Source organism: Aliiglaciecola sp. SL4, from assembly GCF_041538045.1.
Taxonomy (GTDB): domain Bacteria; phylum Pseudomonadota; class Gammaproteobacteria; order Enterobacterales; family Alteromonadaceae; genus Aliiglaciecola.
Genome location: NZ_JBGOSE010000005.1, coordinates 86454 through 100228, shown reverse-complemented (window position 1 = coordinate 100228; position 13775 = coordinate 86454). Strand labels below are relative to the sequence as shown.

General features: G+C 41.1%; 11 protein-coding genes. 1 reads left to right on the top strand and 10 read right to left on the bottom strand.

What is annotated here, in order from left to right:
* Positions 1–85: 85 nt before the first annotated feature.
* From leuD to AB6T38_RS09065, 7 genes are all read right to left on the bottom strand, one after another.
* The gene (leuD, locus tag AB6T38_RS09095) at positions 86–712 is read right to left on the bottom strand and encodes a 3-isopropylmalate dehydratase small subunit (RefSeq protein ID WP_372547018.1); all 627 of its coding nucleotides are present in this window, start codon (positions 710–712) and stop codon (positions 86–88) included.
* Complete coding sequence (gene leuC / locus AB6T38_RS09090) at positions 709–2124, bottom strand: 3-isopropylmalate dehydratase large subunit (RefSeq protein WP_372547017.1); 1416 nt, start codon at positions 2122–2124, stop codon at positions 709–711. The genes leuD and leuC overlap by 4 nt, the downstream gene beginning before the upstream one ends.
* A 48-nt stretch (positions 2125–2172) precedes the next feature.
* Positions 2173–3096, bottom strand: a complete 924-nt coding sequence (locus AB6T38_RS09085; protein WP_372547016.1) for a polysaccharide deacetylase family protein — start codon at positions 3094–3096, stop codon at positions 2173–2175.
* Positions 3093–4040, bottom strand: coding sequence for a polysaccharide deacetylase family protein (locus AB6T38_RS09080; RefSeq protein WP_372547015.1), 948 nt, complete (start codon positions 4038–4040; stop codon positions 3093–3095). Before AB6T38_RS09080 ends, AB6T38_RS09085 begins: the two co-directional genes overlap by 4 nt.
* 15 nt (positions 4041–4055) lie before the next feature.
* On the bottom strand, positions 4056–4715 hold the full coding sequence (locus AB6T38_RS09075) for an isochorismatase family protein (protein ID WP_372547014.1): 660 nt from the start codon (positions 4713–4715) through the stop codon (positions 4056–4058).
* Positions 4716–4987: 272 nt separating this feature from the next.
* Entirely contained in the window at positions 4988–6181 is a 1194-nt protein-coding gene (locus AB6T38_RS09070; protein WP_372547013.1) for a CaiB/BaiF CoA transferase family protein, read from the bottom strand.
* Between the two features lie 218 nt (positions 6182–6399).
* Entirely contained in the window at positions 6400–7506 is a 1107-nt protein-coding gene (locus AB6T38_RS09065; protein WP_372547012.1) for an NAD(P)/FAD-dependent oxidoreductase, read from the bottom strand.
* Positions 7507–7779: 273 nt separating this feature from the next.
* Here AB6T38_RS09065 and pckA point away from each other — a divergent pair, with 273 nt between their 5' ends.
* On the top strand, positions 7780–9390 hold the full coding sequence (pckA, locus tag AB6T38_RS09060) for a phosphoenolpyruvate carboxykinase (ATP) (RefSeq protein WP_372547011.1): 1611 nt from the start codon (positions 7780–7782) through the stop codon (positions 9388–9390).
* A gap of 156 nt (positions 9391–9546) precedes the next feature.
* Here pckA and AB6T38_RS09055 read toward each other — a convergent pair whose 3' ends face one another.
* From AB6T38_RS09055 to AB6T38_RS09045, 3 genes are all read right to left on the bottom strand, one after another.
* Complete coding sequence (locus tag AB6T38_RS09055; RefSeq protein WP_372547010.1) at positions 9547–10548, bottom strand: LacI family DNA-binding transcriptional regulator; 1002 nt, start codon at positions 10546–10548, stop codon at positions 9547–9549.
* 150 nt (positions 10549–10698) lie between these two features.
* Positions 10699–12237 (bottom strand): MFS transporter, encoded by a 1539-nt coding sequence (locus AB6T38_RS09050; RefSeq protein WP_372547009.1) that lies wholly within the window; start codon positions 12235–12237, stop codon positions 10699–10701.
* A 6-nt stretch (positions 12238–12243) separates the two neighbouring features.
* A complete protein-coding gene (locus AB6T38_RS09045; protein WP_372547008.1) occupies positions 12244–13569 on the bottom strand; it encodes a GH1 family beta-glucosidase in 1326 nt (441 codons plus the stop codon).
* Positions 13570–13775: the final 206 nt, after the last annotated feature.

Sequence of the window (13775 nt, the reverse complement as noted above, 5' to 3'; positions counted from 1 at the left end):
TGCCAATAAAAAAGTCAATCAAATCAGGTTGATTGACTTTTTAGGTCTATATATAAGGTTTAGATAACCTAACTTTTCGGTTTATCTACGTTTGCAAATACAACCAATCATGTTGCTGTCGAGCTTGCTTTTCGAATGCAGCTATTTCTTTTTCGTATTGCAGAGTTACCCCGATGCTGTCTAACCCCTTTAACAGCATTTCTTTGCTGCCAGTTTCAATATCAAACTCAAAGACTTTCCCCTTGGGACTTTCAACTTTTTGTTGTTGTAAATCTATTTTAAGGGTTAAGTGTTGGGGATCTTGCGAAATTTCATCGGCTAACTGGATCACAGCCTCATTGCTTAAAACAACCGGTAGGATGCCATTACGCATACAATTTTGATAAAAAATAGCACCAAAACTTGGCGCAATAATGGCACGAATACCGTACTCAGCCAATGCCCAAACCGCATGTTCTCGAGATGAACCACAACCAAAATTATTCCCTGCAAGCAATACTGTGGTATTGGCGTATTCCGGCTTATTTAGAATAAAATCTGGATTAAGTTCTCTAGAGTCAGGCATTACATAGCGCCAGGAAGCAAATAGGCCTCCACCTAGGCCTTTTTTAGAGACTCGACGCATTTCCCTACTAGGAATAATGGCATCAGTGTCTATATTAATTCTTAATAATGCTGCGGCTATTCCACAATGAGTAGTAAATGCTTTCATTTCTGTTTCCTTTGTGCCGTCCGTGGATCGGTAATACACCCTGTTATAGCACTGGCCGCCACTGTTTCAGGACTGGCTAAATGGGTGCGAGTTTCAGGACCTTGCCGAGATTCAAAATTACGATTGCTTGTGGACAACACTCTTTGCTGTTTACCAAAGTGTTCACCACCAGCATAAAAACACATTGAGCAACCACTTTCTCGCCACTCAAAACCGGCATCTAAAAAGACCTGATGCAAACCTTCACGCTCTGCAGCCGCTTTAACTTGTTGGGAGCCCGGAACACAAATGGCCTTTACATGAGCTGCTACTTTCTTGCCATCTAAAATAGCCGCCGCTTTGCGCAGATCTTCTATCCGCGAATTGGTACATGAACCAATAAAGGCGCAATCTATCTTCAGACCAAGTAATTTATCCCCCGATTTTAAGCCTTGATAAGCTAACGCTCGTGTTGCAGCTGTGCGTGCATCTTCGGAAGGCAAGGATTCCAACTCGGGAATGGCTTGGGTAATTCCACCGGCATGCTGAGGACTGGTGCCCCAAGTGATAGTAGGTTCAATATCGCCCACATTTATTTTAATTTCAGTATCAAACAGCGCATCTTCATCGGTGCGTAAACTATGCCAATAAGCTACAGCACTATCCCACTGCTCTCCTTTTGGCGCATAGGGACGACCTTGTAGGTAGTCGATAGTTTTTTGGTCTGGCGCAACCAAACCAGTAAAAGCAGCAAATTCAACCGCCATATTACACAAAGTCATTCGCGCTTCAATAGTCAAGGCTTCAACTGCTGGACCAGCAAACTCTATGGCATGTCCAGCACCACCATGGGCACCAAATTTACTAATAAGATGCAGGATCATATCCTTGGCGGTCACGCTGGTATTGAGCGCCCCTTCAAACCAAACTCGCATTAATTTGGGTTTGTTAATTCGCAAGGTTTGCGTAGCCATGGCATGCTCGGCTTCTGAAGAGCCGATACCCCATGCGGCGGCACCTAGAGCACCTTGTGTACATGTATGGCTGTCGGGGCAAACTAAGGTTAATCCAGGTTGCACTATACCAAGCTCAGGGCTAATTACATGGGCAATACCTTGCTGTTCATCTCCAATATCGAACAAGGTAATACCGGCTGCTTTAGCCTCCTTTCGAGTAGCTTGAATAAAGTCCTTACCCGAAGGCATGACAGTTTCATCGCCACGTCCAGGAAACGTATCAACAATGTGATCCATGGTACAAAATACTTGCTCAGCATGACGTACTTTACGTCCATCTTCAGCTAGGCTTTGTAAGGCAATAGATCCCGTTCTTTCGTGTAAAAAAACGCGATCGATATAAACTAGGTAGGTGCCATCGGGTAAAGATTTTACTTGATGAGCGTCCCATATCTTCTGGAACAGTGTTTTGGGCATACTTATCTCTTGATTCAAGGAGAAGGAGGGCCTTTATGACCCTTTATATTATTTTTGTGATTGCCAGTTTTGATAAATTTCAGAGGCGCTAGCACTCCAAACTCCATCTTGACTACTAATGTGTTCAAGTGCTTTTTCAAAACAAGCTATACGGTGAGGCTGACCAAGCATCCAAGGATGAATATTCAGTGCTAACAAGCGTCCACCTTGTGTTTGTGCTTCACTCAGTAACAAATCACAGGCATCTTCAATTTGCTCCGCATAGCTATCTTCACTGTGTAGATTATTCTGCAAAATAAAGAAGTCATCTAATTCATTAGACAACGGCATGGCGGTCAACTCACCGGTTTCGGTTCTAAAGGCATAGGGCAAGTCATCGTTTACCCAATCACACATATAGTCGATACCATTTTGCTTAAGTAGCTTAGGAGTATTTTCAGATTGCAAGCGACCCGGACTTAACCAACCGGTTACAGGTTGGTCAAAACGTTCACGCAAAGTTTCAACGCTTTTGACTATCCAACTTGCTTCATCTTTTGGCGAAACATCACCGTGATGTAACATGTCCATTTGCCAACCGTGGGCAATGACTTCATTGCCTCGCTCTTTGATTACATCCATCAAATAAGGAGCGCGTTCTACCATTGCGCCATTAACAGCTATAGTCGGTTTAATATTGAATTTATCTAGGGCTTTGAACAGTCTAAATATACCCACGCGATTACCGTAATCACGCAAACTAAAATGACGTAAATCTGGGTAAGGCATTTTCATCCCACCGGGTACAGGAACGGGATTATCACGTTGATTCAAAGGGAAAAACTGGACGTTAATATTTACCCAAAGAGCTAATTTCTTTTGCTTAGGCCAAACAATAGGTTTACGTTGTGAAAGCATCGACCAATCATATAAATCATGGTCCATACCGTAACGTCGTTTGGTATATTGAAGATAAGAATCATCTAAACTCATAATGATTTCCCTCCTTGCTTGGCGGCTATGTCAGCAACACTTTGCTCGTAGCAGTTTTGCATGTAATAACTCGCTATTTCACGACCAGTGGTAACCCAAACATCACTGTGTCCGGTGATATACTCCAAGGCTTCTTCATAGGCTTTAAGACGGTGGGGACAACTCACTTGGTAGTTGTGAGTAGGGATACACATGATAGTCCCACTCTCTTCACCCTCTTGATACAAGCGATCAAAATTAGCTTTTATCATTTTGCCATATTGCCGAGGCGTAACTTTATTGGAAACATAGGCTATGGTGTCATTCATCTCTAGTGAATATGGAATAGACACGAATTTTTTACCTGAGCGGGTATGAATAGGCGTTGGCTGATCATCATGGAATAAATCACAGGTGTAGAAGCCCGCTTCATCACCAAACAATTCGGTGCCCACTTCAGCAAACAAATCAACAGTATGATCACTGTGAGATAGGGCTGGCGCTAAATATCCAGCGCACTTCTGGCCAGTATGTTTGTAAATGCTTTCAATTGAGTCGCGGATCATTTCCCGCTCCTGCTCCTCACTCATGCCATAGGTATAACGGGTGTTATAAATGCCATGGCTAAAAAATTCCCAGTCTCTTTCCTGACAAAGACGAATAATCTCCGGATGGTGGTCGCATAAAGCAGTAGACAAAGAGACTGAGCCGCGCACACCATACTTGTCTAATAGTTGCATTTGGCGCATGTGACCTACACGATTACCGTAATCACGAATACCGTAACCAGCAATGGCAGGATAAGGTTGAGGCCAAGCTTTTCGGGAAGGATTAGCCGGCGCTTCCAACTCATAGAATTCAATATTAGGTGTTACCCAAAATGCAACTTTAGCACCGTTCGGCCAGGTAATTTTGGGGCGTTTATCGTAAGGCCAATAATCGTAGTATCCAGGATCGGTTTGCATCAATAACTCCTTTTACTATTTTTCTAACCAGTCAATTACTTCCTGCACGTCAAGTACATCAGCATATTTTAATGACAAATCAGTAAGGTTGGCGAAGTGATAGCTTTCATGTTTATCAGCGACACATTCTATTGGCACTATAGTGCGATATCCGCGAGATAAACTGTCTACTGCTGCAGCTCTAATACAGCCAGAAGTAGAACCTCCGGTTAAAATTACGGTATCTACCTGGTGCCATACACATAGACTTTGCAATTGCGTTTCAAAAAAAGGAGATGGCATTTTTTTGCAATAAAAAACATCTTTTTTACGGTCAACTTGCAAACGGTCATCAAGCTCTGAACGTTCACTATCAAACTTGATGTTTTGCAAACTATCTGGTGTATCAGTGCGGGTACCCCATATACCGGCATCCTCGCCTGAGTCCATGTAGGCCACATTAGTCCAGACGACAGGCCAATCTAGTGCGCGGAATTTTTCCGCTAAGGTATTCACATATTCGATTTGGCGCGGGTCAGTCTCGTAGGCAGTTTTGTAAAGATCCGTTCTTGTGTAGGATTTTTGCAAATCAATATTGACCAAAATAGCCTTATTTCCAAAGCCAAAACGCTTTCTTGCTGGGTTAGCTTGAACTTCCGCAAAAATCTGACGCGCGGTTTTTTCAGATAATTCCATAATCGCTCCTATTTGCCTAAATGTGATAAATTTTTATTATTTTAAGGATGTGAAACTAATGACCTCACAACCAAATGACATATCATCATATCTTTTATACTTAAAAAATAAAACTATTATGTACTTTTAAGCCCTTATTTGCGTACAAAGTAAGTTGTAATTTAAACAATCTACTTAGGTATCAGTTAACATTTAGCCAATAAAAAAAGTAAAAAAAAGGGCTGAAGCGCCCTTTAAAACAACCTAATTTCGGAGAAGGTTGAAAACTTTTATTAATCAGTAGTAAGGGCCTTTACTACCTTTAATTCAATCAATTCAGCTATTTGCTTTTCACTGTAACCGGCGTCTCTAAGTACTTGGATAGTGTCTTCACCTTCCTTTGGCAAATCATGATGTAATTGTGTACGTTTACCATCGAGTTCAATTGGCAAAGAAGGCAAGTTAGCAACACCTTGAGGTGTACTTACAGGCAACAAACCACCGCTGTTTAGTTGCGGATCATTAAATAAATCAGAAGGGGTATTGATAGGTGCAAAAGGAATTCCTGCACGCTCTAAACGATCCATTAAGGTTTGTTTATCTAACTCACTGAAGAGTGCTTTGATCACAGGGATAATTCTGTCTTTCTGTTTCACTCGATCATTATTTTTATCTAAACTTGTGTCTACGGCGAATTCAGTTAATTCAAACTCTTTACAGAAATGTTTCCACAAGGTATCACTCACTACCCCAACAAAAACTCGCTCGTCATTTTTACATTCAAAAATTTCATAGATTGACCATGCACTTCTGCGCACAGACATGGGTGGTGGAGCTTCACCCAAAACCACTTCCTGGGCCATATGTTGACCAACAAAATAAGCCGTGGTCTCGAACAAAGAACTGGTAACATGGCGGCCTTTACCCGTACTATGACGTTCGTGCAGAGCCGATAAAACGCCAATCACACCAAACATCCCGCCGGTAATATCAATAACTGATGAACCTGCACGCATAGGTCGGTCGGGTAAACCTGTCATATAGGCTAAGCCGCCCATCATTTGCGTAACTTCGTCTAAGGCAGTACGATTTTCATAGGGGCCAGTTAAAAAACCTTTTAATGAGCAGTAAATTAAACCTGGATTCAACTCGCTCATAGCGGCATAACCAAAACCAAGTTTTTCCATAGCTCCTGGCCTAAAGTTTTCAATTAAAACATCGGCTTCACGAATTAAATTCAATGCTACTTCTTTACCTTCCGCTGATTTTAAATCAATGCAAACACTGCGCTTGTTGCGGTTGTACATTGGAAAATAACCAGCACCTGAACCCTTTAAACGACGAGTTTTGTCACCATCAATAGGTTCTATTTTTGTCACGACTGCACCTAGATCGGCAAGTACCACACCAGTAGCCGGTCCCATAACCATATGTGTAAACTCAACGACTTTGAGGTCTTCAAGTGGATATGATCTTGCTGTTGACATAAATAATAATCCTATAAATTGAATGTTAGCTAAAATGCTCTATTGAGCCTATGTTATAGCTTTATACCATTTATATCAAGAAATAATACTTCATTCCGTAAAATTATCGTGAAAATGAGCTAAGAAGAAGGGATAAATATACCAACTATACCTGACAGCAACATTGTCTAAAATCAAAACTCAACCTGACTGATTGACCCTACAAAATAATCGGCTTTCTAAAATAACAGGAATTTGGCAACCATTGCCCCAATAGCCATCGAAGCTGTTAACCCAGGGGATTCAATACCGTACAAGTTCACCAGTCCTTTAACACCATGTTCTACTTCAGTCTGGATCATAAAGTCCTTCGCCCGATGGCCTTGCGCATGAAGTTTAGGTCGAATACCTGCATAGGAAGGGGTTAATGAACCATCTTTTAGATTGGACCAATACTTTCTAATCTGCCCATAAAAATCATTGGCACGAGCGGGATTTACTGAGTAATTCAGTTCATTTACCCATTCAACATCAGGACCGAAACGGACTGAATTGCCTAAATCTAAGGTTGAATGAACTCCTAAACCCGCTTCCTCGGGAATTGGATAAATGAGATGTTTAAAAGGAGAGGAACCAGATAAAGCGTAATAGTTTCCTTTAGCGTAATGAATTTCAGGAATTGTACTTTGCGGTAAACCTTGGAATTGTCTAGCGATAGATTGAGCATGTAACCCTGCGCAATTAATGACATATTTAGCACGAATTTGAACTTCTTGATCACCGCCAATGGTTAACAACATTGTATTTTTAGCAAATTCGCCTGAATGCACTTTAGAACCCAATGCAACAACACCTCCTGCATGTTCTAAATCGCCTTGTAAATTAAGCATCAGAGCATGACTGTCGATGATGCCAGTAGAGGGTGAAAACAGGGCTCCATAACAGGCGAGTTCGGGCTCTAGCTTTGCGGCTTGTTGTTTGCTGATAAACTCCAGATCTAAGGCTTTATTAGCCTTAGCATTTTTTTGAATTTCAGGCAGTTTTTGCAATTGCGACTCAGACGTTGCCACTATGAGTTTTCCGCATCGCTTATGGTTAATGTTTCGCTGCTGACAATACTCATAGAGCAACTTATTCCCCTGCACACACAACTTCCCTTTAAGCGAGTTAGGTGGATAATAAATTCCAGCATGAATCACTTCACTATTACGAGAACTAATCCCTGTGCCAATCTGTGATTGACTCTCAACCACAATGGTTTCTATCCCCTTCAGTGCCATTTCTCGAGCCACGGCCAAACCGATCACACCGGCTCCAATCACAATACACTCTACAGACTCGACCATTTAATTACTCACAGTAGTTAGCAGAACTTAACCACGAAGGCCAACATTATCGAAACTTCCTAGCCTCAGCCACTAAATACCAACTGAAAGCCCTTACATCCATTGAATTTAATGAATAATTATAACTTATCTCTTTTTTTTTTAATTGAGTCGCATCTAAGCCTAGTTTTTCCCTTTGAGACCCTTTAGTGTTAGGGAGCCTAACTTTAATAACAAAGTTAGTTTAAAAACAAAAATAACAATAAAAATAAAAAACCCTACGGAAGATAGTTCATGAAGACTGAAAAACTAACCAAATATTTAGACAATAACGGCATTCTTAATGCCACGGAAATCATTCATAATCCATCCTATGAGTTTCTGTTTGAAGAAGAAACAAAAAGTGATTTAGTTGGTTATGAAAAAGGTGTTGAAACAGAACTCGGTGCGGTGTCAGTAGACACAGGTATATTCACTGGACGTTCTCCAAAAGATAAATACATTGTTCGCGATGACACCACCAGAGATACAGTATGGTGGTCGGATCAAGGAACTAATGACAACAAACCGATTAACACTGAAGTTTGGGATCATTTAAAACAAACGGTTACTCATCAGTTAAGTAATAAACGTCTATTTGTAGTCGATACTTTTTGTGGTGCGAATGCAGATACCCGTTTGAAAGTGCGCTTTGTGACTGAAGTTGCTTGGCAAGCCCACTTTGTGAAGAACATGTTTATCCGTCCAACGGAAGAAGAGCTTGAAGACTTTGAACCAGACTTTTTAGTTTTAAACGGCTCGAAAACGGTCAACGACAAGTGGCAGGAACATGGTTTAAATTCTGAAAACTTTGTGGCTTTCAACCTTACTGAAAAAGTACAAGTAATTGGCGGTACTTGGTACGGCGGCGAAATGAAAAAAGGTATGTTCTCGATGATGAACTACTTTTTACCATTAAAAGGCATTGCCTCAATGCATTGCAGCGCCAATGTGGGTAAAGATGATGATGTAGCGATTTTCTTCGGTTTATCTGGCACTGGAAAAACCACCCTTTCCACCGATCCTCACCGAAAACTCATCGGCGATGACGAGCATGGTTGGGATGACAATGGTATCTTCAACTTCGAAGGCGGCTGTTATGCAAAAACCATCAACTTAAGCAAAGAACAAGAACCAGAAATTTATGCGGCTATACGTCGTAACGCGTTGTTAGAAAACGTTACCGTAGACAGTAAAGGTAAGATCGATTTTGACGACAATTCAAAAACCGAAAACACCCGAGTTTCTTATCCAATCGATCACATCGAAAACATTGTTCTACCTATCTCTAAAGCCGGTCACGCCACTAAAGTAATCTTCTTAACTGCTGATGCGTTTGGTGTACTTCCACCAGTTGCTAAGTTAACACCTCAGCAAGCTGAATATTACTTTCTATCCGGTTTTACTGCCAAGTTAGCTGGTACAGAGCGAGGCATTACCGAACCTACACCAACCTTTTCAAGTTGTTTTGGTGCGGCGTTCTTAAGTTTGCACCCAACCAAATACGCAGCGGTTTTACGTAAACGTATGCATGCTGTAGGCGCAGAAGCTTATTTGGTAAATACAGGTTGGAATGGCACCGGCAAACGCATTTCTATTAAAGCGACACGGGCAATTATTGATGCCATCTTAGACGGTTCCATTAATCAAGCGGAAATGGACGAGCTTCCTATTTTCAATTTGTCGATTCCTAAACATTTACATGATGTTGAAGACAAGATTCTAGATCCTCGTGACACCTATGAAGAAGCTGGACAATGGACCGAAAAGGCGAGTAATTTAGCGACTTTGTTCACTGAAAACTTTGTGAAGTTTACAGACAACAATGAAGGAAAGGAAATTTCAAACTCTGGACCTAAGCTATAAATTGAACACTCTGCTCATGCCATTATTTTGAAATTGCCAACTCTAAAATTGGCAAACCTAAAGTAAATAAAAAAGCAGCAAGATGATTAAATCACCTTGCTGCTTTATTTTTGGTTACATCAAATTGCACCGACGAAATAATAAAAGAATCGACTTCTAACCTTTTTTAATCACCGATAAACGCTCAATTAGTTTAGGCTCGAATACTCTCTGAATGTCTTGGTCATACTCTTTATACACATATTTTAATACCCATTGGGCTGCCATTCTGCCCATTTCTAAAACTGGGTTATGAATAGTGGTTAATTTGGGAAACATATGTTTGGCAAATAACACATCATCAAAACCAATTACCGATAGATCTTCAGGCAATGTTAAACCATGCTCTCTGGCACAACTCATGGCTCCTGATGCCATCTCATCATTAGAACATGCTAATGCACTAAAACCTTGTCCTGAGCCAAGCAGGTAATTCATCCCTGCAATACCGCCGGTTTCTAAATAATTGCCCACATAATGAAGCTTCTCGTTAAAGTCAACATCATATTCTTCTAGCGCCCGTTTATGACCAATTAAACGCTGTTTAGTATCCTCTTTGTAAGTTGGTCCGCTTATATAAGCAATGTCTCTATGACCATGTTTCAATAGCGTTTTAGCAGCCATATAACCACCAGCTTGGTTATTTACAATAAAACACTGCTCTTGCATACTTTCAACAACGCGATTCATTATTAAAATGGGAAGTTTGGTTTTATTTAGCTCTATCAAATATTCATCAGAAATGGCTTCTGAGTGAACGATCAACGCGTCGCATTGCCGACTAATAAGAAAATCTATCCCGTCTTTTTCTTCTGCTTCTTCATCATGGCCGGCTGAAATAATCACGTGCTTACCAGCAGCTCTTAATTCAGTTTCCACACCACTCATCATTTGCCCAAAGAAAGAGCTATTCAGATTAGACACTAACAGGCCAATACTATTTGCTTTATTTGATGCTAATGAACGAGCAAAGTTATTTGGCACATATCCAAGCTCTTTCATTGCATTCATGACCTTGTCGCTAGTACTTTGTCGTACTTTCACATTGCCATTCATGACTCTGGAAACTGTCGCTAAAGACACGCCAGCATGTTTTGCCACTTCGTAAATAGTTGCCATAGATTTTGCTATTTTTCGTCCACAGACTAGAGGATAGGTAGCCTACTATACAATCGCCACCTTGTAATGGTAATTTGTTTGGCACTTCTAAACATCCGATGTGTGCTATGTAAAGCCTAGTGTCAGTGATATTAGCGAACAAACAACGGCCTAAACCAACGCTCTTTGTCCCTTGAGCGCTAAGGTAATTCGTTGCTGTTGTTTATCGGTTATAGGATAAAACAACATCAAAATTGCAGCTGCAACACCGAAAAACGCAGGTATCCAGCTCATTAATAGTTTAATGCCAGGAAGACTATCTGCCACAGTGCTGGGATTCATGCCATCATAACCATAGCTAGACAGCACAACCAAGACTAACGCGCCAGCAAAACCACCTCCGGTTTTTTGCACAAAGGTGCCTGCTGAATAGACTAAGCCCGTTGCTCTTCGCCCATTTTTCCATTCTGAATAATCTGCAGAATCGCCTAACATTGAAAAAAACAATGTTGGGAAAATAGCAGCACAAAACTCGGCACAACAACCCAATACAAACACTAAGGTGACATTGCCCTCGGGGATCCAGTAAAAACAAGCAGTAAATCCGCTACCAATGAGTAAAGATCCAATAAACAAAAGTCGACGACCAAAAATTCGAGCTAAATAGGATGTACTTAATGCCCCAAAAATGGATACCACCAGCAAGGCGACAAAAAATTGCCCAGTCATTAACTCATCACCGATTACGTACTTAAAGTAATAGGCAATCACACCGTATTTAATGCCGTTAAACATCATGGTTAAAAACCCTATGCCTAATAAAATTAACCATGGTTTATTGGTTATCAAATCAATCATATCTTGTTGAGTCGAGCTGATTTGCTCTCGGGGCTTAGCCAAAAAACGTTTAATCAGCAACCAACTGCCAAGCATTACAACGGCAAAGCATATTCCTGTAACTAGATTACGGTAGTAGAAAAATGCCGTTATGCTCATTAAAGGAAATAAAAGGAAGGGCAGATTCTTGCTCAGGTCCCAAAGTTCAGTTTTCAAACCCGTGCCGTTATTGATAACAGGTTTCACCCGCTCTTTGGTGGATAAAAAGGTAAAGACCATCAGTCCGACTAATAACCCAGCAAACAGATACATTGTGGATTGATAGCCTTGCACATCATTACCTTGGCCAAATAGATCAACAAAATAGGGTAAAAACCCCATCACTAATAGACCGCCAAGAAATGCCCCAGCAAATCGATAGGCAGATAGGCTGGTGCGTTCAACATCACATTCAGTCATTACCCCCATTAACGCTGAATAAGGAACATTGTTAAGGGTGTAACAAAGCGTTAAACCAATGTAAGTCGCATAGGCGTAGATTAGTTTGTTGCTTGCCGACCAATCCGGAGTGGTAAAACATAAGACCATGAAAAGACCCAATAAGGGTGTGGAGAATAAAATCCAAGGTCTAAATTTACCCCACCGGCTTTCTGTTCGATCGGCAATCATTCCCATAATGATATCGGTGATACCATCGGATAACCTCACCACTAAAAACAACATTGCGGCCGCCGCAGCAGTCAAACCAAACGTATCAGTATAAAAGACTGCCAAATATGCAAGCGCGCCACGCCAGACTAAATTGGCGGCAGCGTCTCCCATGGCATAACCGACCTTTTCAATTATCGGCAACTTGCTTACTTGGCTTTGCATAATTTACTACCTACTTGTGATTAGTTGCTTGTATGCCAACCCACTATTTTTAATAGTGCGACTTTGAGTAAGGTAATCAACATATACAATCCCAAACCGCTTCTCGTAGCCTTCTGCCCACTCAAAGTTATCCATTAAACTCCAGGCAAAGTAGCCAGCAATATCCACTCCCTGCTCACTAGCATAGTCAACGGCGTTAAGGTGGGACTGAAAGTAATCTATTCTGTCTTGATCATTCACTTTGTCTTGTTTTATTTCATCCTGCATAGCCGCGCCATTTTCAGTAATGTAAATTGGTGGCAGTGTATAACGCTGATGCAGTGATATTAATAATTCAGAAAGTGCTTTTGGATAGATTTCCCAACCCATATCAGTGATAGGAACACCTTTTGGTTGTAACTCTTCATACCAACCTTTGCCATCACTACGATATTTTAAACGGGTATAAAAGTTAACCCCTAAGAAGTCTAATCGTTGACTGATTAAATCCATGTCACCAGGAAAGATATCCGGGCGATTTTGTGGATCGATGAGATCTATCACATCAGGATATAAGCCTTCCATCACAGGGCGCATATACCACTGATTAACGTACTCATCGGCTAATTTGGTGGCCTCCATATCAGCCTGAGTCTCAGGATAACAAGGGGTGAAGTTAAGCACGATACCCGCCAAAGTGTCAGGGCAGTTGCGACGCAAAGCTCGCATGCCTAAACCGTGGGCCAGCAATAAATGATGTGCTGATTTCCTGCCGTTTCCTTGACCGGTTTTGCCCGGCGCATGTTCTCCACTCTCATAGCCTAAATAAGCCGAACAAAAAGGTTCGTTTAAAGTGGCATAAGCATAAACACGATCGCCTAAGGCTTTTGACACTAGGTTCACGTAATGCTCGAAATGAAAGGCGGTTTCACGATTTAACCAACCACCCTGTTCTTCTAGGTGTTGAGGTAAATCCCAATGATATAAAGTGACAAAGGGTTTAATGTTGCGCTTGAGCAACTCGTCCACTAAATCAATATAAAACTGCATACCTTTTTCGTTTAATGTACCGTCTTTTTTAACCACCCGAGGCCAAGAAATGGAGAATCGATAAGCATCAACACCTAAAGACTCTATCAACTCCACATCTTCCTGCCAAAACTTTATATGTTCACAGGCTACCAAGCCATTAGAACCATCGGAAATTTTTCCTGGCGTGGCACAAAACGTATCCCAAATGGATTCTAATCGACTATCCGCAGCCCCTTCAATTTGAAATGAAGAGGTAGCAACACCGAAGACGAAGTCTTGGTTCAGTAATTTTGATGACGATGGTAAGGAAAGCTTATTCATGATTTGATATTTACTAATTTTAGTTAATGGTTAATCGGTTTCTATTTACAGGTTTAGCATTGGTAAACCGCCAAATGAAAGCGCTTTCATTTAGGTTAGTTGGATCAGCATCAAAAAGCAATGCTTAAGGTTAAAAAAATGTAAAATGCCAAGTTAAAGAGTCATAAACATATAATTTAATTAATTTTATTTCCAACTACACATGG